General features: G+C 69.9%; 19 protein-coding genes. 9 read left to right on the top strand and 10 right to left on the bottom strand.

The features are described 5' to 3' along the window. Nucleotides 1–68: 68 nt before the first annotated feature. The 5 genes from csrA (at nucleotide 69) to TsocGM_RS12365 (ending at nucleotide 4,269) form a co-directional block, all read left to right on the top strand. Nucleotides 69–347, top strand: a complete 279-nt coding sequence (gene csrA / locus TsocGM_RS12385) for a carbon storage regulator CsrA (RefSeq protein ID WP_126725687.1) — start codon at nucleotides 69–71, stop codon at nucleotides 345–347. 89 nt (nucleotides 348–436) lie between these two features. After that, nucleotides 437–1,894 carry a threonine synthase gene (gene thrC / locus TsocGM_RS12380; protein WP_126725686.1) on the top strand — a complete coding sequence of 486 codons (1,458 nt, stop codon included), beginning with the start codon at nucleotides 437–439 and terminating at the stop codon, nucleotides 1,892–1,894. 58 nt (nucleotides 1,895–1,952) lie between these two features. Then, entirely contained in the window at nucleotides 1,953–2,753 is an 801-nt protein-coding gene (dapB, locus tag TsocGM_RS12375; RefSeq protein WP_126725685.1) for a 4-hydroxy-tetrahydrodipicolinate reductase, read from the top strand. Nucleotides 2,754–2,804: 51 nt separating this feature from the next. Then, nucleotides 2,805–3,233: a hypothetical protein gene (locus TsocGM_RS12370; protein WP_126725684.1), complete on the top strand. Its 429-nt coding sequence runs from the start codon at nucleotides 2,805–2,807 to the stop codon at nucleotides 3,231–3,233. 103 nt (nucleotides 3,234–3,336) lie between these two features. Further along, nucleotides 3,337–4,269, top strand: a complete 933-nt coding sequence (locus tag TsocGM_RS12365) for a UDP-glucuronic acid decarboxylase family protein (RefSeq protein WP_126725683.1) — start codon at nucleotides 3,337–3,339, stop codon at nucleotides 4,267–4,269. 153 nt (nucleotides 4,270–4,422) lie between these two features. Here the strand turns inward: TsocGM_RS12365 and TsocGM_RS12360 are convergent, their stop codons facing one another. From TsocGM_RS12360 to TsocGM_RS26005, 4 genes are all read right to left on the bottom strand, one after another. After that, on the bottom strand, nucleotides 4,423–5,439 hold the full coding sequence (locus TsocGM_RS12360) for a sigma-70 family RNA polymerase sigma factor (RefSeq protein ID WP_126725682.1): 1,017 nt from the start codon (nucleotides 5,437–5,439) through the stop codon (nucleotides 4,423–4,425). 833 nt (nucleotides 5,440–6,272) lie between these two features. Continuing rightward, nucleotides 6,273–7,688 (bottom strand): sialate O-acetylesterase, encoded by a 1,416-nt coding sequence (locus TsocGM_RS12355; protein ID WP_126725681.1) that lies wholly within the window; start codon nucleotides 7,686–7,688, stop codon nucleotides 6,273–6,275. 205 nt (nucleotides 7,689–7,893) lie between these two features. Beyond that, nucleotides 7,894–8,910 carry an RluA family pseudouridine synthase gene (locus tag TsocGM_RS12350; protein WP_126725680.1) on the bottom strand — a complete coding sequence of 339 codons (1,017 nt, stop codon included), beginning with the start codon at nucleotides 8,908–8,910 and terminating at the stop codon, nucleotides 7,894–7,896. A gap of 84 nt (nucleotides 8,911–8,994) precedes the next feature. Continuing rightward, entirely contained in the window at nucleotides 8,995–10,218 is a 1,224-nt protein-coding gene (locus tag TsocGM_RS26005; protein WP_158633519.1) for a hypothetical protein, read from the bottom strand. A 322-nt stretch (nucleotides 10,219–10,540) separates the two neighbouring features. On the opposite strand from TsocGM_RS26005, the gene TsocGM_RS12345 reads away from it, so the two are divergent. Beyond that, nucleotides 10,541–12,115, top strand: coding sequence for a B12-binding domain-containing radical SAM protein (locus tag TsocGM_RS12345; RefSeq protein ID WP_126725679.1), 1,575 nt, complete (start codon nucleotides 10,541–10,543; stop codon nucleotides 12,113–12,115). A gap of 204 nt (nucleotides 12,116–12,319) precedes the next feature. Here TsocGM_RS12345 and TsocGM_RS12340 read toward each other — a convergent pair whose 3' ends face one another. Next, nucleotides 12,320–12,733 (bottom strand): transposase, encoded by a 414-nt coding sequence (locus tag TsocGM_RS12340; protein WP_158633518.1) that lies wholly within the window; start codon nucleotides 12,731–12,733, stop codon nucleotides 12,320–12,322. Further along, nucleotides 12,730–14,220, bottom strand: coding sequence for a cellulase family glycosylhydrolase (locus tag TsocGM_RS12335; protein WP_126725678.1), 1,491 nt, complete (start codon nucleotides 14,218–14,220; stop codon nucleotides 12,730–12,732). Before TsocGM_RS12335 ends, TsocGM_RS12340 begins: the two co-directional genes overlap by 4 nt. 685 nt (nucleotides 14,221–14,905) lie before the next feature. Here TsocGM_RS12335 and TsocGM_RS12330 point away from each other — a divergent pair. Beyond that, on the top strand, nucleotides 14,906–15,973 hold the full coding sequence (locus tag TsocGM_RS12330) for a 3'-5' exoribonuclease YhaM family protein (protein ID WP_126725677.1): 1,068 nt from the start codon (nucleotides 14,906–14,908) through the stop codon (nucleotides 15,971–15,973). Between the two features lie 523 nt (nucleotides 15,974–16,496). Here the strand turns inward: TsocGM_RS12330 and TsocGM_RS12325 are convergent. The 4 genes from TsocGM_RS12325 to TsocGM_RS27640 form a co-directional block, all read right to left on the bottom strand. Then, complete coding sequence (locus TsocGM_RS12325; RefSeq protein ID WP_126725676.1) at nucleotides 16,497–17,450, bottom strand: ribonuclease H family protein; 954 nt, start codon at nucleotides 17,448–17,450, stop codon at nucleotides 16,497–16,499. A 27-nt stretch (nucleotides 17,451–17,477) separates the two neighbouring features. Continuing rightward, complete coding sequence (locus tag TsocGM_RS12320; protein WP_126725675.1) at nucleotides 17,478–17,756, bottom strand: hypothetical protein; 279 nt, start codon at nucleotides 17,754–17,756, stop codon at nucleotides 17,478–17,480. 66 nt (nucleotides 17,757–17,822) lie between these two features. After that, nucleotides 17,823–18,731, bottom strand: a complete 909-nt coding sequence (locus TsocGM_RS12315; protein ID WP_126725674.1) for a ParA family protein — start codon at nucleotides 18,729–18,731, stop codon at nucleotides 17,823–17,825. Nucleotides 18,732–18,862: 131 nt separating this feature from the next. Continuing rightward, nucleotides 18,863–18,991, bottom strand: a complete 129-nt coding sequence (locus TsocGM_RS27640; RefSeq protein WP_261341642.1) for a hypothetical protein — start codon at nucleotides 18,989–18,991, stop codon at nucleotides 18,863–18,865. A gap of 664 nt (nucleotides 18,992–19,655) precedes the next feature. Here TsocGM_RS27640 and TsocGM_RS12310 point away from each other — a divergent pair. Together TsocGM_RS12310 and TsocGM_RS12305 are read left to right on the top strand one after the other, a co-directional pair. After that, on the top strand, nucleotides 19,656–20,702 hold the full coding sequence (locus TsocGM_RS12310; protein ID WP_126725673.1) for a DUF1559 family PulG-like putative transporter: 1,047 nt from the start codon (nucleotides 19,656–19,658) through the stop codon (nucleotides 20,700–20,702). 179 nt (nucleotides 20,703–20,881) lie between these two features. After that, nucleotides 20,882–21,349 carry a hypothetical protein gene (locus TsocGM_RS12305; protein WP_126725672.1) on the top strand — a complete coding sequence of 156 codons (468 nt, stop codon included), beginning with the start codon at nucleotides 20,882–20,884 and terminating at the stop codon, nucleotides 21,347–21,349. Nucleotides 21,350–21,532 lie beyond the last annotated feature (183 nt).

The following is a 21,532-nucleotide window of genomic DNA, read 5'->3' as shown; positions in this document are numbered from 1 at the left end:
TGTCCAGTCGTATCGCCGGCCCGGAGGGAAGGCCCGCCCGGCACCGAGGACGAAGGAGGTCCCGCACCATGTTGGTCTTGAGCCGCAAGATCGGGGAACGGATCCGGATCGGCGATGACGTGGTCCTGACGGTCGTCCGGATCCACGGCGACAAGGTCCGCCTGGGGATCGACGCGCCGACCGAGGTGGCGATCCACCGGGAGGAGGTCTACCGCCGGCTCCGGTCCCCGGCGTCCGGTCCCGGCCCCGGTCCCGAGCCCGAGCCCGGTCCCGAGGCGACGGAGCGCGGCGGGACGGGGCCGGAGGGGGCCGACTCGTCCTTGTCGGGCGGCCGGGCCGCCCGGTAGAGTGGGACGGGGGCGACCTCGCGACGGCCCGATCCTCGGCCTCGATCCGGGGTCGTCGCGCCGCCGATCGGAACGCCGCGAGGACCGCGATGCCCTCCCACGCCTCGACGACCGCCGCACCCACCCGAGTCGACGCCGACCTGGCCTACCAGCGGTGCATCAACTCCCGATGCGCCGCCACCCTGCCCGTCGACCGGGCCGTCTTCTCCTGCCCCGAGTGCGGCGACCTGCTCGACGTCGTCTACGACTGGGACCGCCTGCCGGTCCCCTCCCGCCTGAGCGACTTCGAGGCCAAGTGGTCCCGGCGGCTTGACCCGCTTTGCTCCTCCGGCGTCTGGCGCTTCTACGAGCTGCTGCCGTTCGCCCCGCCGGACCGGATTGTCACCATCGGCGAGGGGCAGACGCTGCTCCGCCCCTCCGACCGCGTCGCCCGCTACGTCGGCGTCGACAACGGCAACCTGCTGCTTCAGTACGAGGGGATGAACCCCTCCGGCAGCTTCAAAGACAACGGCATGACCGCCGCGTTCAGCCACGCGCGGATGGTCGGTGCCCGCCGGGTCGCCTGCGCCAGCACCGGGAATACCTCGGCCTCGCTGGCGGTCTTCTGCTCGGCCACCGAGTTCGGCTTCAAGGCGATCATCTTCATCGGCTCCGGCAAGATCGCCTACGGCAAGCTCGCCCAGGCCCTCGACCACGGCGCCCTGACGATTCAGATCGTCGGCGACTTCGACGACGCCCTGATGCGCGTCCGGGAGGTCGCCGACCGCCTGGGCATCTACCTGATGAACTCGGTCAACCCCTTCCGCCTCGAAGGGCAGAAGACGGTCATGTACCGGGTCCTGGAGGGGCTCGGCTGGGAGGTCCCCGACTGGGTCGTCGTCCCCGGCGGCAACCTCGGGAATTCCTCCGCCTTCGGCAAGGCGTTCCAGGAGCTGAAGCACCTCGGCCTGATCGACCGCATCCCCCGGCTGGCCGTCATCAACGCCGCCGGCGCCCAGACGCTCGACCTGCTGGTCCGCTCCCACGGCATGACCTGGAACAGCGGCCTGCCCGACGAGTCGATCTCCCGGGCCTACTACGACCGCCTCGACCGGGAGCAGATCCGCGCCTCGACGATCGCCTCGGCCATCGAGATCAACCGGCCGGTCAACCTGAAGAAATGCCTGCGGGCGCTGGAGGTCTGCGACGGCGTCGTCCGCCAAGTCTCCGACCAGGAGATCATGGACGCCAAGGCCCGCGTCGGCGCCGGCGGACTGGGCTGCGAGCCGGCCTCCGCCGCCAGCGTCGCCGGCGCGAAGCGGCTGCGCGAGGAGGGGATCATCGCCCCGAGCGACCGGGTCGTCTGCATCCTCACCGGCCACCAGCTCAAGGACCCGACCGCCACGGTCGCCTACCACTCGGCCGACCAGGACGAGTTCGACCGCGTGCTCGGCTCCCGGGGCGTGAAGCGGGCCGGCTTCGCCAACCGCCCGGTGGTCGTCCCCAACGAACTGGACGCCATCATCCGGACCATCGGCCTCTACTCGGACGCCCCTGCTCCCGGCTGACGGCCTCGTCCCGTCTCCGACCCCTGCCCTTGTCCCCGTTGCGGAGCCCCGGCCGACCGTGAACCGAGCACCGCTGACCATCGCCATGAACGGCGCCACCGGCCGGATGGGCCTCCGGATCATCCAGCTCATCGCCCAGGCCGACGACCTGGCCCTCGCCGCCGCCCTCGACCGTCCCGGCCACCCCCAGCTCGGGGAGGACATCGGGCCGATGGCCGGCCTCAACCGGCTGGGCGTCCCGCTGGCCGACCGGCTCGACGGGAAGGCCGACGTCGTCATCGACTTCTCCACCCCCGAGGGGACCTCGGCGATCGCCCCGGTCTGCGCCGACCGCGGCATCCCCCTGGTCGTCGGCACGACCGGCCTCGAACCCGGCCCCCGGGCCGACCTGGAGCGGCTGGCCGACCGCATTCCCCTCCTCATCGCCGCCAACTTTAGCAAGGCGGTGAACGTGCTGATGTTCCTCGTCGGCGAGGCGGCCCGGGTCCTGGGGCCGTCGGCCGACATCGAGATCGTCGAGCGCCACCACCGCTTCAAGAAGGACGCCCCCAGCGGCACCGCCCTCCGCCTGGCCGAGGTGGCCGCCTCGGCCATCGGCTCCGACCGCTTCGTCCACGGCCGGCACGGCCTGGTGGGGGAGCGTCCGGCAGGGGAGATCGGCCTGCACGCCCTGCGCACCGGAGACAACCCCGGCGAGCACACCGTCGTCTTCGGCCTGATGGGAGAGTGCCTGGAGCTCTCCCACCGCGCCCTCAACCGAGACGGCTTCGCCCGGGGGGCCCTCGACGCCGCCCGGTTCCTCGCCGGCAAGCCTCCGGGACGCTACTCGATGGACGACCTGCTCCGTCTGGGAGGCTGACCGACCCGGGGCCGATCGCTCGGAGGGCTTGAACCAGACAGGAGCCTTGTCATGGCGATCCGGGAGCCGAGGGCCGGGCCGGGCCCGTTCCAGTGGAACGGGGGGGCCTGGCTTGGCAGCCTGCTCGGGGGGACGGCCTGGCTGCTCGTCGGGGCGGTTTCCCTGGCGGCCCGGGCGCCGACGGCGGCCCTCTGCTGGCTGGCCTGCTTCGCGGCGACCAACGCCGTGGGGGGCTGGCTCTGGTCGCGCCGGGACCGGATCCGCCCCGGTCCGGCGATCCAGGCCCTGCTGCTGACGATCGGCCTGGGCGGGCTGCTCGCGTTCCTCTCGCTCGAGCGGTTCGCCCCCTCGGCGATCGACTCGGTGCTGGAGGGCCGTCGCTCGTACCTCGTTCTGCTGATCGTGCCGGCCCTGATGATCTGGTTCGCGCTGCTCGATCGCCAGGCGAGGCAAGAGGCCGGCCCGGCCGGACGGCGCTGATCCGGCCGGCATCGAAGTTCGCCTTGTCGCCACGGGCACCGGTGGACTACCGTTGTTGCGCCCGGGGTTCGGGCGTCGATCAGGCCGCGAGGAGGGTTCGAACGTGAGGACGGTGATCACCGGAGGGGCGGGGTTCGTCGGCTCGCACCTGTGCGAGCGGTTCCTGGCCGAGGGGCACGAGGTCGTCTGCGTCGACAACCTGCTGACCGGCCTGGAGCGAAACATCGCCCACCTGAGGAACCGGCCGGACTTCTCGTTCGTCCTGCACAACATCTCCGAGCCCCTGACGATCGACGGCCCGGTCGACGCCGTCTTGCACTTCGCCAGCCCCGCCAGCCCGGCCGACTACCTCGCCCACCCGATCCCCACGCTCAAGGTCGGCGCGCTGGGCACCCACAACGCCCTCGGCCTGGCCAAGGCCAAAAACGCCCGGTTCCTGCTGGCCAGCACCTCCGAGATCTACGGCGACCCCGAGGTCCATCCCCAGCGCGAGGACTACTGGGGCCACGTCAACCCCATCGGCCCCCGAGGCTGCTACGACGAGGCCAAGCGGTTCGCCGAGGCCATCACCATGGCCTACCACCGCTACCACGGCGTCTCCACCCGGATCGTCCGCATCTTCAACACCTACGGCCCCCGCATGCGGCTCAACGACGGCCGCGTGCTTCCCGCCTTCATGGGCCAGGTCCTCCGCGGCGAGCCCCTGACCGTCTTCGGCGAGGGGCAGCAGACCCGCAGCTTCTGCTACGTCGACGACCTGGTCGACGGCATCTACCGCCTGCTGCTCTCCGACGAGCATCTGCCGGTGAACATCGGCAACCCGGTCGAGATCACCGTCCTGGAACTGGCCCGGGAGATCATCGCGCTGGTGCCCGGCACCCGGAGCACCATCGACTACCGCCCCCTGCCCCAGGACGACCCCAAGCGCCGACGCCCCGACATCACCCGGGCCCGAGAACTCCTCGGCTGGGAGCCCAAGATCGACCGCGCCGACGGGCTCCGCCGCACCCTGGAGTTCTTCCGATCGGTCATCTGATCCCGGATCGCTCCCATCGCGTCGCGGAGTCCTCGAATCCTGGGGAGGCCGGGGGCGGGTCGCCCCCCGATCGGAAGGCCCTCGACCCCGGGGTCGCCCCGTTCCCGGCCTTCCCGAGACGGGAAGATCCGCGATCCGGGTACTCCGGGGAGATCAGTTGGCCGAGCATCGCGCCGCCCGGAACCGGGCCGCCGGCGCGGCGAGGGGAGACCGGGCCGTCTCCGGCCGGCGGTCGCCCTTCCGGCGGCGATGGGCCGCGGGGGGAACGTCCGGGACGCCTCGGTCGTCGAGCTTGCGGACGGCCCGGGCCATGATCTGGCGCACCCACTCTCGGGAGACGCCCAGCCTCCGGCCGATGGCCGAGAGGTTCTGCGGGGGGCCGCCGTCGAGGCCGAAGCTGAGCGACAGGACCAGATGCTCCCGCTCGTCCAGCCGGCCCAGCCGTCGTCGCAGCAGATCGAGCTGCTCCCTTCCCTCGATCGCCTCCTCGGGGCCTTCCCCGTCGACGGTGGCCTCCTCCAGCAGCGGGGAGGGTTCCTCGGGGCCCCCGCCAGCCAGGAACCGGCCGGCCTGCAGCGCCTGCTCGACCATCCGGCGGCGGGCCGGATTGAGCCCCAGCTCCTCGGCCACCTCCTCGGGAGTCGGGGGCCTCCCGTCCCTCCGCAGCAGCTCGCGCTCGGTGTCCCGCCAGCGGGCCAGCAGTCCGATCATGTAGCTGGGCAGGCGGATCGGGGCGGTGGTCGTCCCCAGGGCTCGCCGGATCGATTCCTTGATCCAGTGGCTGGCGTAGGTGCTGAACCGGGTGCCGAAGCTCGGGTCGAAGCCGGAGGCGGCCCGGATCAGGCCGAGGTTCCCCTCCCCCACAAGGTCCTCCAGCGCCAGGCCTCGTCCCCGGAACCCTCGGGCGATCTTCACCACCAGCCTTAAATTGGCCCGAATCAGCCGAGCCCGGGCCTCCTCGTCCCCCCGGGCGATCGCCTCGGCCAGCGCCCGCTCCTGCTCGGCGGTCAGCAGCGACTCGTCCCGGATCTCCCGAAAGTAGGGCCCCAGCGGAGTGGCCCCGACGGAGGTCGTCGGGCTCGTCGTCGAACCGCCTGGGGCCTCCCGGTCAATGATGTCCGAACATCCCGGGCCCGCCGAGGCCCGGGTGGACTCAATGGTGCATCGCATGTGTGTTCGCCTTCGAACGAGGGATCGCGCGGGTCGTTTCGGCGGGAACCGCTCGCAGGCCTCCGGCCTTCTCCGTCTCGAGGGACGGCGGCTCCTCCTGCTCTCCTCGGGGCGTCGGGGCGCGTCATCGGGCCCCGACTCGGGCTCCCCAGGCCGCCAAGGCGGCGGGCGTACACCACCCCGTTCCGGGCCTGGGCCCCGGTCCGCTCGCGACGGACGTCGTGATCATCGCGAGCGAGGGAGGCAGTTTGCCAAATTTGGCTCGCCATTTCAAGCCAAAATCGCAAAACGAACCAAACTCCTCCCAGGATGGTCCGGCCGACTCCGCGGGCGTCCCCGGACGGAGGACCCTGGGGCTCGCGTCGTTTGGTTCGAGTTCGAGTTCGTGATTGTGTTCGTACCCGTCTTCGAGTCCGGGCGATCGCCGGCGGTGGGGACGCTCGACGAGGGCGGCTGCGACAAGCCGGCTGAGCGAGCGCGTTCTCGGCGAGGGCGGCGAGGCGATCGCCAGCGGAGCCGGCGCGGAGAGGCCGGTGGGGAAGGCGCCGGACCTCCGCCGGACGGGCATCAATCTCAGGCGGGATTCCCGCCGGCGCCCGCATGGCCGGCTGCCGGAGCCCAATTCCGGGGCCTCCGGCCCTGGGGGCGAAGCGACCTGGTCCGGAGATTCCAGGCTCGAGGGGGGTGATCCTCGAATTCGGGCATGATCCCGGAGTTCTCGGATCGCGGAGGACGTGCAGTGGGGGGAGGCTGGGGTCGAGTCGACCTCAGCCTCCCCGGTCCGGAGGCCCGTCCGCGACGCAGAGGGGAAGGAGCCGAGCCTTCTTCCAGCCTCAGGGGCCGGTCACTCCCGGCCAGTCGTCGGTTCGGAAGGGGGAGGCGGGCAGGCCGGCCTCGTTGAAGAGGTTGACCACCGGGAAGTTCGCCCAGCCGAAGCGGACGGAGGCCGGACGCTCGACCTCGGGGCTGGAGACCTCGATCGTGTCCTCCGAGACGATCTCGGCCGAGGCGTTGACGAACTTCCGGTCCGCTCCGGCGATGGTGAAGCCGGTCAGCGAGCCGTCCTTGGCGACCAGGCCGCCGCAGGTGTGGTCGAAGGTGAGGATCGCCTTGCCGTCCTCGAAGCGGGCCGACTTCAGCGTCGGGCCGGAGTAGCAGACGTCCTGGTCGTAGCCCAGCGCCAGCGCCGCCAGCGCCAGGCGAATGCCGACGGGTTCCTTCTGCTTCGGATGGATGTCGTCCTGCTCGCCGACGTCGGTGATGACGGCCATCCCCACGTTGCGCAGCACCTGGGTGGACATGAGCTGGGCCTCGCGCAGCTCGGCCCAGGCGCTCTCGGTCGGCTGCTCCTCGATCTTCATGAACGGCGCCAGTTGCACGAGCAGGAACGGGAAGTCTCCCCGGCCCCAGGCGTTCCGCCAGTTGCGGATCATGGCCGGGAAGAGGGTGCGGTACTCGTAGGCGCGGCCGGCGTTCGACTCGCCCTGGTACCAGATCGCCCCAGCGATGGCGAAGGGGACGATCGGGTGGATCATCGCGTTGTAGAGCCAGCCGGGGCGGTGCGACTCGCGCTCGTGAAGCGGGCGGTCGAGGATCGGCTTGAGCAGCGGATCGGCGGCCAAGGCCTCCCGCGCCGTCCAGGCCTCGGCCGGGGTGCCGCCGTAGTTGGTGCTGATCAGGCCGACGGGTACCCCCAGCTCGGCCCTCAGCGTCTTGCCGAAGTGGTAGGCGACGGCCGAGAAGCCGGGAATCGTCTCCGGAGTGGTGGGCGACCAGCTTACGTCAACCCGGTCCTGGGGCTCGGCCGTGCCCACTCGGGGGACGGTCAGCAGGCGGAGCTGGTCATCCTTGGCGTTGGCGATCACCGTCTCGGGATCCGCGCTGTTGGCGACGGTCCACTGCATGTTCGACTGGCCGGAGCAGACCCAGACCTCGCCGACGAGCACGTCCTTGATCGTGATCGTCTCCCCGCCGGAGGAGATCGTCAGCTCGTCCGGGCCGCCGGCCTCCAGGTCGTGCAGGCGGGCCTGCCACTTGCCTCCGTCGGCGGTGGCGGTGGCGGTCTGGCCTCGGAAGGTGACCGTGACCTCGGCGCCGTCGTCGGCGGTGCCCCAGATGGGGACGGTCGTGCCTCGCTGGAGCACCATACCGTCGGAGAAGATCGGGTTCGGCGACAGCTCGGCGGCGGCCGGCAGGGCGGCGCCCAGCGCGGCGATCGCCGCGGTCGCCAGGAACGTTCGGCGCAACATCGGGTGGGATTCCTCGTGTTGGTGACCCGTGGGGAGGATCCGCGCCAGCTCGCGGACTCGCCCGCGATGATAGCGGCGCGATCCGGGCGGTGCCATGACCCGGCGCCGTCCTCGGGGACGGGAAATGGGCCCCGCCCCGCCCCTCCTTCCGGTGACACCCGACGCGACGCCAGCCCGAGGAACGACGACGATCCCGGGCCGACCGTCAGCGCCGTCCCGGTTCGTCGAGCGGCCGGTGGGCGCGCAGAGCGTCGAGCACCCCCGCCATGTCGGCCGGCAGCGGCGAGGTCAGCTCCATCGGCGCTCCGGTCTTCGGGTGCGACAGCCAGAGCCGGTGCGCGTGCAGCGCCTGGCGGTCGATCAGCACCCGGTCGGCGTCCGGGGAGTCGGGGCCGATCAGGTCGCCGAGGGTGAGCCGGTCTCGGCCGGCGTAGAGCTTGTCGGCGACGATCGGGCAGCCGATGTGCGCCAGGTGGACGCGGATCTGGTGCGTCCGGCCGGTCTTCGGCTCGCAGAGCAGCAGCGCGTAGCCTCGGAAGCGCTCGACGACCCGGTAGAAGGTGACCGCCTCCTTGCCGCCGTCCTCGGGGCGTCGGATCGCCATCTTCTCGCGGTGGGTCGGGTGCGGGCCGATGAGCTTCTCGATGTAGTCGCTGTCGCGCCCGGGGGCTCCGGAGACGATCGCGAGGTACTGCTTGTGGATCGTCCGCTCCTCGAACTGCCGGGCCAGCGCGAAGTGTGCTCCGTCGGCCTTGGCGACGAGGATCAGGCCCGAGGTGTCCCGGTCCAGCCGGTGCACGATCCCCGGGCGGTGCTCGCCGGAGGCGCTCGACAGCTCGTCGAGGTGGAACTGCAAGGCGTTGACCAGGGTTCCCGACCAGTTCCCCTTGGCCGGATGCACGACCATCCCCGGCGGCTTGTCCACCACCGCCAGCGCCTCGTCCTCATACACGAAGGAGAGCGGGATCTCCTCCGCCTTGGGGGGGCCGTGGTCGAGCGTCGGCAGCCAGACGCGGATCACGTCATCCTGCTGCACCTTGTACGACGCCTTCACCGGCTGGCCGTTGACGAGCACGGCGCCGGCGTCGATCACCTTCTGGAAGACGCTCCTCGAATAGTCGGGGAAGCGGCTGTGCAGGTAATGATCGATCCGGCGCGCCTCGACGCGGGCCTTCACGACGAACTCGGTCGGCTCCTCGGACAGCGATCGCTCTCGGGGCATGACGCGGTCGCCTCGGCGATGGGAGCCGACCTCGCGGCCCCGAAGGCGGGATCGGCTCCGGCTCCGGCTCCGGCTCGGCTCGGGTCAGCCGTTCGGTCCTCCCGAGGGGAAGACGGAATCCGGCAGCCCTCCCGAGGGTGAGGGGGCTTCCCCCTCCTCTGCGGCCGGCGCTGGGGCCGGAGCAGGCTCGGCCGGGGCTGGAGCGGGGTCAGACTCGGCCGGGGCCGGGGCCGGGGCCGGGGCCGGGGCCGGGGCCGGCTCAGACTCGGCCGGGGCCTCGGGGGCCGGGGAGACGTCCGGGGAGGGCTCGCTCGGGGAGGGCTCGACGACGGGGGCCGGCTCGGTGGGCGTCCCCTCTCCTGCGACGGGGGCGGTGACGGGGGCCGGCATCTCCTCGGAGCCTTCCGGGGAGGCCAGGTCCGAGGGGGGAGACAGGCTCGGGCTGGGGATCGACCCGCTCGGCAGCCCGCCGGGGGAGGGGGAGCCGAACATCGGCAGGTCGTCCAGCAGGCCTTGCAGCGGAGACGACGCTCCCGGTCCCAGATCCAGGGTGGAGCCGGTCGACGGCACGCCGGCCGTCGCGTTCGGGTCGAACCGGGCGAGCTGCTCGTAGAAGGCCTGGCTGTCGCTCCGGCGGAGCCGGCGTCCCAGGGCGGCCGCCTGGGCCGCCTCGGGGGTGTCGGGGAACTCCTCGACGACGGCGTCATACAGGGCGAGCACGTCGTCGAGCTTGGCGTGATCGGTGTCGTCGGCGTCCAGGCCCAGGCGGGCCTCGGCGGCCTGGGCGCGGCCGAGGGCGGCCATGCGCTTCAGGGTCGGGTCGGTGGCCTTCTCATACAACCCGGTGAACAGCTCGTCCGCCTCGATGATCTTGCCGGCGCCGGCCGATCGGCGGGTGGTGGCCAGCTCGGAGGAGCCCTCGTTGAGCAGCAAGGTGGCCGCGCGCAGCTCGGCCCAGTGGGCGGCGGCGGTGTTGGGGTACTCGCTGGCGATCTCCCGGAGTCGCTCCGGCAGGCCGGCGTTCGGATCGGGGCCGAAGGGGGTCATCGACGACGGGGCGGTCGCCACGCCGGCCAGCTCCGTCCACGCCTCGACGCCCGAGGGGCTCGGGCCGCCCACGCGCCAGGCGATCACCGAGACGGCCGCCACCCCGATCACGACCAGTCCCACGCCCCCCCAGAAGGCCGGCCCCCGCTCCAGGCCGCGGCGAAGCCACTGCTCCAAAAGCGTCGGCTCGTCGTGGTGGATCAGCGATTCGGGGGGCGGCTCCCCCTCATGGTGATGGCGCGGCGGCGGCTCGGTCTTCATGATCGCTCGGCGGGCTGCGCCCCGGCCCCGGCCGATCGCGCCAGGATGCGGGGCAAACGCGGGGGACTCCTGGGATCCGACCCCATCAGGACGCCCATCCTATCGGCCCGCCGCCGACCCGGTCAAGCGAGCCCACGCCCCGCCCCGCCCCTCGGCGCGTCATTTGCCCAGGTTCCCCGGTTTCCCGAGCATGCCAGACCCCGCCCCGGAGGCGACGAATCGCGGTAGCGTCCCGGGCCGATCGCGGGTAGCCTCGATCATCCCCTCAGTCTGCGATCAACCACCTCGTCGTCCCGGTCACCCCGAAGGATCGGACCTGCCCATGGCCCGCATCTGCCTGATCAACCCACGCTTTCCGACCTCGTTCTGGGGTCTGAACCACGGACTGCCGCTGCTGGGCAAGAAGTGCAACATGCCGGTGCTCGCCCTGCCCACGATCGCCGGCTTGACCCCCTCCGAGCACGAGGTGGCGATCCTCGACGAAAACATCGAGGACCTCGACTTCGACGCCCTCGCCGGGTTCGACATCGTCGGCGTCACCGGGATGACCGTCCAGCGCGACCGGATGATCGAGATCCTCCAGGAACTGAAGGACCGCGGCCACTTCACCGTCGTCGGCGGCCCCTGGATCACCGTCGCCGAGGGCTGGGACCGCTTCGAGGGGCTCGTCGACGTCGCCTTCATCGGCGAGGCCGAGCAGACCTGGCCGAAATTCCTGGAGGACTGGCAGCGCGGCGAGCACTCCCCCCGCTACGAGCAGGCCGACAAGACCGACATGACGACGGTCCCCATGCCCCGCTACGACCTGGTCAAGTTCCAGGAGTACGCCATGGGCTGCGTCCAGACCTCGCGCGGCTGCCCCTTCCAGTGCGAGTTCTGCGACATCATCGTCATCTTCGGCCGCCGGCCGAGGATCAAGACCCCCGAGCAGGTCGTCGCCGAGGTCGACTACCAGCACCGCCAGGGGGCCCGCATGATCTTCCTGGTCGACGACAACTTCATCGGCAACAAGAAGGCCGCCAAGGAGATCCTCCGCGCCCTGATCGACTGGCAGCGCCGCAACGGCTACCCCGTCGTCTTCGGCACCGAGGCCAGCCTGAACCTCGCCGAGGACGACGAGCTGCTCGACCTGATGGCCCAGGCCAGCATGAACACCGTCTTCATCGGCATCGAGAGCCCGGATGAAGATGCGTTGATGGAGACAAAAAAGATCCAGAACGTGAAGAAGGGCTTCACCATGCTGGATCGCGTCCACACGATCCAGGAGGCCGGCATCGAGGTCTACGCCGGCATGATCGTCGGCTTCGACTCCGACGACCTCGGCGTCTTCGACCGCCAGTTCGACTTCCTCACCGCCGCCCGCATCCCCACCGTGATGGCCGGCATGCTCTCGGCCATCCCCAGCACCCCCCTCTACGACCGCCTCCTCGCCGAGGGCCGCCTCGACAACGCCGCCGCCGACGACCCCGCCATCGCCACCAACGTCATCCCCCTGCAAATGTCCGTCCACGAGATGCGCGACGGCTGGCTCGACCTGATGGACCGCCTCTACGACCCCGAGGAATACTTCCGCCGCTTCGACGCCCTCTTCGCCGACCACGCCATCCCCCTCGGCGCCGCCAAGATGGCCTGGATGCGCCGCCACCGCCCCGTCTCCTACGTCCTCCAGCACATCGGCATCGTCCTCGCCGCCCTCACCGTCCTGGCCCGCATCTGGCGCGACCCCCGCACCAAACCCTTCCGCCCCGTCTACGCCCGCACCCTCCGCAAACTCCTCCTCAAACGCCGCCCCCTCCGCTTCCTCTTCACCTTCGCCACCCGATGCGTCATGCACACCCACTTCGCCGTCATGACCCAGCAAATGGTCCGGGGAGAATCGCGACTGGTGAATACCTGATCGTTGTTGAAACGATGTCCGGTGCCCATGAGTGGCGGGCTCGAGCCTCCCCTTCCCTTCGGAGGGCCCTCGATCCTGGGGGCGTCTCAGTTGGGGAGGCTGGGGCGTGCCGACCCCAGCCTCCCCGGCTGTGATTGCTTTCACTGGGTCCCCTCTCGAAATACCATCCATTCTGTAGGGAATCTGGGGCGAGAAGCGGTTTCATCACTGCCGGATCGTGATCAGGAGGCAGGCGACGAGGAAGAACGCCCGGTCCATCGTGAGGTCCTTCTCGTACCGGACGACAAGTCGGCGGAAGTTGCCCAGCCCGGCGAACGTCCGCTCCACCTTCCATCGCCGCTTGTACCGCCGCAGGGGGCGTCCGTCCTGCGTCTTCAGACGCCTGCGGTTCTTGCGGTGCGGGCAGATCATCTCGGTGCCCCGACCGGCCAGCCGCTGCCGCAGCGGGTCGCTGTCGGAGCCCCGGTCCAGGATCAGCCGAGCGGGGTGCGTGGGGGCCTGGTCGTCCGGGGTGACACATTTCCAGCGGCGGGTTGGCTGCGGTCGAACCGCTCCCAGTCCGGACGCCCCTCGATCCTGCGGCCGTGACGGCCCCCGCCAACCCGGCCGGAGTGTCAAGGTCGGCCGCGGAGGCGGGCGAGGATCGGGGTCGGTCGGTCGGAGTGGATGACGAGGAGCTGGCGGGCGGGGTCCCAGCGGGAGGAGACGGCGGCGAGGGGGTCGGCCGGGAGGAGCTCGACGGGGGAGCCGGGGGGGAAGAGGGAGGAGGGGAGGAACAGTTCGGTTTCGCCCAGCTCGGGGCGGTGGTGCCAGGAGAATTCGACGGTGCTGGGAGCGGAGCCGGGGCGGCCTCGGCGGAAGCGGAAGCTCAGGGGAAGGCCGGCGGTGGCTCGGGGGTAGGGGCGGGGAGAGAAGTTGGGGCGGAGGCGGCCGGAGGGATCCAGGATGGTGAAGTCCTCGCCGTTCCAGCCGTCCTTCAGGGCGGGGGTCCAGCCCGGGGTGAGGTTCCACTGGGCGCCGGAGGCCAGCTCGGCGTCGAGCCGGTCGTACACCTCGTCCACGTAGGCCCCGCAGCCGATCACTCGGGCGTCCATGCCGAACTCGCCGAGGAACAGCGGCGCGTTCCAGGCGATCGAGGTGGCCCTCATGTGGCGGAAGGCATTGTCCATGGTGGCGGTCAGGCCGTGCCAGCGCTTCAGCACCAGGGTCGTCGGGTTGTAATAGTGCGGCGCGTAGGAAACGGGGCCGTCCTCGGGGCGGGGGAGCCGGGTCTGCACGCCGGTGTTGGTGACGGCGTGCCCCTCCAGGAACAGGATGGCCCCCGGGTGGGAGGCGTGGATGACCGCGGCGGCGTCTCGATACAGCGGGGCCAGCTCTCGGCGCTCGTGGCCCCAGGGCTCGTTGATCGGGTCGTAGCCGATCACGCCGGGCACGGCGGAGAAGGCGGCCGCCACCCGATCGAGCATCCTCAGGTAGCGCGATCGGACGCCGCCGAGGTCGTCGTAGAAGTCGGCGAAGGAGCGGTGCGTGGTCGGATCGAGCGCCACCCTCAGCGGCCAGTGTCGCGTTTCCGGGCCGTTGTCGGGCTTCCTCGGCGTGGCCCGGGGAGAGATCGCCCAGGCGGGGAAGCCGTCGCCGGCCCCCTTCGAGGCGAACCGGGAGAAGCCGTCCTGGTGCAGGTCCACAATCGTGGACATGCCCCGCCGCCCCGCCTCGACGGCCAAGGCCAGCTCGGCGGCCAGATAGGACTCATTGTAGACCCCCGGGCTCGGCTCGAACGCCTCCCAGACGAACAGCAGCCGGATGACGTTGAACCCCAGCGCCTCGGCCCGGTCCAGGTCCTCCGGGCCGACCCGGGGATGGAACGGCGGCACCTTCGAGTCGCCGGCCAGGTTCACCCCGCGCAGGATCACGACCCGGCCGGCCGGGTCGACGAAGTGCCGGCCCGAGACTCCCAGCGCCGTCGGGGCCGAAACCGAAACCTGGGGAGTCGGCGCCGGCCCTCCTCCCCGGACCTCCCCCCCCTCCAGGGAGAACAGCAGCCACCCGATCAGGGCCGCCCGAACCCCTCCTGCCCTCCTCCTCCGCTCCGCCGACGATGCCATCGATGACCTCCGTGTCGTCGTCCTGCCGGCGGGGTCCGCCCGTGCTCTCCCCGGGAGTCCTGGTCCCGAGGGCGTTGCGGCTCGGGCGGTCGCATCCGCGCAACGGGGGAACAAGAAGGTGCCAAACCGCCAGGGCCGACCCCGCGGTTCTCAAATCCCGGAGGACTCAAATCCGGCGGGGGCTGGGGGCGTGGCTTCCCCCGCATCGACCGGCTGACGGGACCGGAGTCGATCCGTCTTCGCCAAGAACGACCTCCGGATCCGAAGATCGGCGATCCGCCATCGATCCCGATCGAGATCCGGCCCGCCCTCCCGACGGACCCGGCATTCGAGATCGATCATCGGCCTCCGGCGGGTCCCCCCGTCGAGCGATCGAGGGGAGATCGGGAGCGGAGGGACCGAACACGACGGACTTGCCGGCCGGAGCGGTGGCGGCCGATCTGACGATCGGAGCGGCGATAGTGGCATTTTGATCAGGTTGCAATCAACAAACGACCAGTGTATCAGTTTGCATCGTACTCGACGAATGGTACGCTTCATTTTGGTCGAGTCGAGCCCGCTCCGCAGCCGATCCCCAGGGGATGGCGCCCATTCTTGCGCCGATCCCGTTCGCGAGCGACCCGGATCGGCCCCGGTCCCGACCGGCACCCGCACCGGACCCACCGGAGAGAGGGGGAGCGACCCCATGCAACTGGACCACGGCATCGAGGCCTCGACCGGCCTGATCCGCCTCGGCGACTTCCAGGACGGCCAGGAGGCCGAGTGCTTCGCCATGCTGGCGAGCAAGGAGAAGGGCACGACCAAGAAGAACGAACCCTTCGTGAAGTGCTACTTCCGCGACCGGCACCTGACCGTCGAGGCCCCCCTCTGGGCCGATAGCCGGTTCCTCAAGCAGTCCGACGGCTGGACCGAGGGGCTCGCCTACCGCGTCAAGGCCCGAGGGCGGTTCAACGCCCGCTACGGCCTGCAACTCGAGATCATCGACATCCGCCCCGCCGGCGGCCCCGACGACGAGGCCGACGGGTTCGACCTCGGCGACCTGGTCGAGCGGTCGAAGTATCCCCAGGGGGACCGGCTGGCCAAGATCTTCGAGTTCGTCGACCGTTACATCGAGGACAAGACGATCGCCGAGCTGGTCCGGCGCATCCTGGAGGCCCACGCTCCGCAACTGGAGCTGATGCCGGCCGCCACCCTCATGCACCACAATTTCACCGGAGGGCTGGTCGAGCACCTCTGGAGCGTCACCCGGGTCAGCATCCTGCTGGCCGACCACTACGCCCGATACTACGACGAGCTGAACCCCCCCCTGAACCGGGACGTCATCATCGCCGCCGCCATCCTGCACGACATCGGCAAGCTCCGGGAACTGGCCTACCACCCGATCGAGGCGAAGTACACCACCGAGGGGAACCTGATCGGCCACATCCTCATGGGCCGAGACCTCGTCCGAGACACCGCCCGGGAGATCGGCGGCGTCCCCCTGGAAACGCTCCTGCTGCTGGAGCACGCCATCCTCGCCCACCACGGCAAGACCGAGTTCGGCTCCCCCAAGCCCCCGGCGACCCTCGAGGCGATGATCCTGCACTACGCCGACGAGCTGGACGCCAAGTTCAACGCCGTCGCCAAGGCCCTCCGCACCGCCGACGGCGACGACCCGTTCACCGGCAAGATCTGGGCCGTCGAGAACCGCCGCTTCTACCGGGGCACCCCCCTCCCCCTGCCCGACGCCGACCCCGACCACCCCCCGTTCTGAGCCAATCGGCTCGGCCCCCCGTCACCACCTCCCCGCCAGGGTGAGTCCGTGGATGATGGGTCGCGGAACCGAGGAGGTCGGGGCCGCCTCGAACCCCGTCCTCCCCGGCCTCGTGCCAATCGCCGGCGGCGGCCCCCCGCTCGGATCGAGATGACTGCGATCGGCCGCTCTCCCGATCATCTTCTTGACTCGACCGGCCTCCGCCGGGGCGGGGATCGTCCGCTCGGGAGGAACGCCCGGTCGTCGGCTCCTTCTCAATCCGGGGAGACGGCTCGGGAGACGTCTCCCGATCGGATCGGGAGCCCAGACCGACCCGGCGCGCACCCGGCGCGGAGCGAAGCCAATGGGAACTGGCAAGCGTCCTTCGCGTCAAGAGTTGCGTCAATCGCCCTCAGCGCACCGGAGGGCGCACCGCCGGCCTCGAACGGCGTTCCGGGAGCCTCAGGTCGAGTTGCCGACCCGTTCTGTGAGTGGCCCCGCCGTTCTCGGCGATGATCTCTTCCGAGGGGCGATCGCCCCGGCGCTACTTCGCCCGCCACCAGCGGTCCAGCGGCGGATCGGGGTCGGGACGGTGGGCGAGCACCTCTCGACGGAATCGGCAGGCGTCGACGGGATAGCCGGCCGTCGGCCTCAGCCCCGGCACCCGGGACGCCCAGTAGGCGTTGAAGGCGAGCATCCAGCGCTCCCGGACGAGCTTGGCGAGGATCGAGGCCAGCGCGACCAGCCCGTCATCGCCGTCGGCCCGGGGGAGCAATTCCAGAGAGAGGCAGCGGTCGCCGTCGGTCAGCTCGTAACGGCTCAGCTCAGGCCCCTCCGGGCCGGCGACGATCGCACTCGAGGGGAGGGCGTCTCGGAGCAGCTCGGTGTAGAAATGGCGGCCGCCGTGCTTGTCGGAGCGGACGAGAGTGGGAGCCCCGTCGCCAGCCAGCTCCCAGGCCCACCGCAGCAGGGTCGCGAAGGCGTCGAAGTGGACCTTCGCCTTCGACCCCGAGGCGATCAGCCCCCGGTTGAACCGGGCCGGCCCGACGACCTCGGCCCGGATCGCGGCCAGCCGCCACGGCGCCCCCAACAGCGGCCGGGCCTTCAGCGCGGCCTCGACCCGGATCGCCGATCCCGGGCTCGGCAGCGGAGGGTCGGACCCCTCGGGGAGCCAGGAGAGCAGCTCGGACCGCTCGGCATTGGTCCCCAGCGCGGCCAGGAGCGAGACGGTCGAGGTCGGCGATGGCAACCCGGCGGCGTCCAGGGCGGCAAGAGCGGCGGCCTCCAGCCGGTCGATTCCGACCCCTTGCTTGTACAGGCGCTTGGAATCGTCGATCCAGAGTCGGCCCCCCCGCCCCCCGGCCCGGCAGACGAACTCCTCGCGGTCCCTCCAGAGGTCGGGCCGATCCGGCCCGGGCCCCTCGGCGACGACGGCGGCCAGGACCATCGGGCCGAGGTTCGGACCGTATCCGGCCTCGTCGATGCCGATCCAGCGCATGGTGATGACCGGGGCCGGGAGGCCGGTTCAGGTTCCGGGACGGCCGGCCGGCCCGTCGGCCTTCGGTCCGGCCCCGACGCGACGGCTCAGGTTCACCAGGAGCTGTCGCCCGGCCCCGGGCCCCCGGGCCTTCACCAGGATCGTCAGGTCGAACCCCAGAACGTGGGCCACGACCGGCCGGCCCGCCGCCAGCGGCCGGATCACGGCGATCGAGACGGTGCCGGCCGAGGCCAGCACGAGGACGGCCAGGAGCCCGGCTGCCCAGAGGAGCCGGAGCCGAAGGCGGCGGGATCGATCCGCATTCATGCCGATCTCCCGATCGAAGGAACGGGCGGAGGGGGCCCGCTCGGGTCCAGGGGAAGCCAGGGGCGCTCAGGCCGCGGGGGCGTCGGCCCGGGGAGAGTGGGCGGGGACGGCGGGGACCTCGCCGTCGGAGTCGGGCTCGGCCGCCGGGGAGGGCTGGTCGCTGGAGGCCCAGAAGCCGGCGGGGGCCCTCCCCTGGATCTCGCCAGCGAGCGAGGCGTAGTCGGCCGCCCCCCGGCTGGTCGGGGCGTACTGGAAGATCGACTGCCCGAAGCTCGGGCACTCGGCCAGGCGGATGTTGCGCCGGATGCGGGTCCGGAAGATCTGGGCGTCGGACCACGGCGAGCTCGCCTGACGACGGGACTCGAAGAACCGCTCCAGGTCCTCCACCACCTCGGCCCCGAGCCTCGTGCCCGACTCGTACAGGCAGAGCACCACTCCCGAGACGCGGAGGTCCCGGTTCACCCGCTTGCTGACCAGATGGATCGTCTCCAACAGCTTCGACAGCCCGTGCAGCGCCAGGAAGTGGGCCTGGAGCGGGATGAACACCTCGCGGGCGGCGCAGAGGGCGTTGAGCGTGAGGATGCCGAGCGAGGGAGGGCAGTCCATGATCACGAAGTCATACGGCTCCCCGTCTTCGGCGGCGAGCTGGTCTCGGAGGATGACCTCTCGGCCGACGGTGCCGATCAGCTCGACCTCGGCGGCGGCCAGGTCGATGTGGCTGCCGCAGACGTCCAGGTTGTCGGCCACTGTCCGGCGGACCTCCTTCAGCGGCAGCCCCTGGGTGAGCACCTCGTACAGCGAAGGCCCCGACCGGCCGGGCATCAGCCCCAGGTGCAGCGTGGCGTGAGCCTGGGGGTCGAGATCCAGCACCAAGGTCCGGTGCCCCTCGTTGGCCAGGGCGGCGGCGAGGTTAACCGTCGTGGTCGTTTTGCCGACCCCCCCCTTCTGGTTGAGGACCGCGATCCGACGCGTCATCGGGCTCCCTCCCTCGTCGCGGACTCCGACCTCCCGACGCCGCGCGGCGGCGCCCCGTGGCAAGGACCGGAGTCTATCCCGGACCGCCCGAGGCGCGAACCCGAGTCCGTCCGGGAGACAGCCGGCACCGGTCAGGAAGGCCGGGGGATCGACAGGCAGGTTCCGGCGATCAACGCCTTCGCCGGCTTCCGGAAGGCGGCCGGATGCGGCGCCTCCTGGTGGGCCTTCCGGTGGTCGAGGCGCTCGCTCCTCGCGACCACCGTGATCACATCCGGAACACCGCGGCCAGCTCGGCCCGGCCTCCGGGTCCGGCGGCAAGAGACGCGATCACGGGGATCATCAGCTCAAGGCCTCCCCTGGGGCAGTGCACCAATCCTCCCCAAGCGAGCCGTCCCTTGCCCGACGGGCAGAATCGTCCGGTTCGACGAGAGAAGGACGCCGTTGGCCCGCCCCCAGGCCTCGGCCTTGGCCAATTCCAACCTCCAGGTTTGTTCGACCGCCACCGGCCAATCTCAAGCCGCCAACTCCTGCCGCCAACATAGGCAATCAGGCATGCGTGAGAATCGCCGAACTTCATGGTTGACTTTCTTTTGGCGGAATGCGACCCTGATTCAACTTCCGACCGACTGGCATCGGCCGTGCCGTGCTCACCGCGGTTTCCCCGGTCGAGACGTCCCCAAGATGCGTCCCAGCGAAATCGATCCTCACTCGTTTCCTCTGCCGGCTCATCTGGGAGCCTCCCCCACAGTCGGTCGAATCGCATGTTCACGCCGGTTGCTCGGTGCCGATCTCTCCGCCGCACCCAACTGGCGTTTGCCGCTCTCGTTGGAATTCACCGTGCACCGTTTGGGCTTGGGCTCCGACGGTGGGAATTCCAGCATCGCACTTTCATCTCTCAATGGGTCAGATCCGGAGTCTCCCGCGATGACTCGTTCCTACAGAGCACCCGCCCTTGCGGTTGGCCGCCGTGGCTTCACCTTGATCGAGCTGCTGGTGGTCATCGCCATCATCGGCGTCTTGATCGCGTTGCTCCTGCCGGCGGTTCAGCAAGCGCGAGAAGCCGCCCGACGATCGCAGTGCACGAACAATCTGAAACAGATTGGTTTGGCGTTGCATAATTACGAGAGCACGCATGGCGCCCTGCCGCCGCCAAAAATTCGCTCCTCCGCCTGCACCGTTCTCTATCCGGCGACCAACAACCTTCCCGCCGGCGCCGTGCTCAATACGACCGGGTTCTCGATGATCCTCAACTTCATCGAGCAGGAAGCGATGCACAGCGCCTACAATTTCAGCCAGGCTTCATCGAATTCGGTGGGCTGGTCCTCTTATCCCAACACGGTGCTCATCGGCGATCAGACGGCCAATACCACGGTGACCAGCGCCTTGATTTCCACCTACGTTTGTCCCTCGGACATCCCGGCCGAGACACGCACTGTGACCAACTCGGTTCCCTACTACATGCTGGAAGGCCGTCGCAGCAATTATGTGATGATGGCCAGCCAGTACACCGAGTACAATTGCCCGCCCAACGCCTCGTCGTCGTCGATTCGGAACGTGCGCGGGATGTTCTTCACCGATCTGTCCACCAAGCTGGCCGAAGTCAAGGATGGCTTGAGCAACACGGTCATGATCGGCGAGTCCAGGCAGGAGAAGTGGAGCGAGTATTACGGGCCGTTCTGGGGTTCAGGCACGCACACCTCAACCCACGGCACGGTCTACCCGCCTACCCATCAGTGGTCTCCCACGTCGTTGCCCAATGCCCCGTGGTATCAGTACGGCAGCTGGACGACCGATCAGAATCCCAAAAAGCTTGGATACGCCTGGCGCATCAGCAGCCAGCATCCAGGAGGGGTGAATATGACCATGGGAGACGGATCCGTCCGTTTCATCAAGAACACCATCGATGCCTATGTCTGGTGGAGTCTCCAGACGATCGCTGGCGGCGAGGTGATCAGCGCCGATCAGTATTGATTGATAAGGCGACGTTTGTCTTCAGTCCAGGGCGTCTGCCACGGCGTGACGCCCTGGCAGACGAGCCCGCGTTCTCGCGTTTCGACTCAACGGTTCGACCCTGACCGCGCCGACCCTCCACTCCCACCGGCCGCGAGTGGCGGGAGGGTTGCCGTCGCTTCGCTGACAGGATGGACACGATGAGAGCCAGACGAGTCGCCCTGTTCCTTTCGCTGGTGGGCGCCGTGGCGGTGATCGGTTGCGGTTCGGGAGGACCTCCCCTGGTCAAGGTCGAGGGAACCGTGACCTTCGATGGGAAGCCCTTGGAGAACGCCGAGCTAACGTTCGTGCCCGATCAGGGGAACACTCATGTCACGCCTGGCTCGGCGGTCACCGCCGCCGACGGCTCATACAAGGCTCGTTACATGGGGCGGTTCGGGCTGGCCGAGGGAGCCTACAAGATTACATTCCGGAAAATGGAAGTCCAGCCGGACGTGACGAACATGCCCCAAGAGATGCTCGACGATCCGGCCCAGCTGGAGCTGGGGGGATTCACTCGGCAAGCGTTGCCTGAAGCGTATGCCGACATTAGCAAGACGGCCTTTGATATCCAGGTCACCGCCAACGGTGGGCCTTACGATTTCGAACTCGATTCGAAGGGCCGCTGATCCGATCGGTGCGTCTCTTGGTTTCTCGTGGTTTCTCACTCCTCGTTCCGGACACGTCGATTGAGGGCTTGACCCTTGCGATCGAGTTGCATTCCTCATTCCCGCCTGGCCTGCCGAGTGTTGCTTCCGTCCCTGGTGATGCTGGTGGTCGGGTGTGTTTCGGGAAGCTCCGAAGACACCGAA

Origin of the sequence: Tautonia sociabilis, from assembly GCF_003977685.1 — a bacterium.
Taxonomy (GTDB): Bacteria; Planctomycetota; Planctomycetia; order Isosphaerales; family Isosphaeraceae; genus Tautonia; species Tautonia sociabilis.
This window is presented reverse-complemented; position numbering and strand designations above follow the sequence as displayed.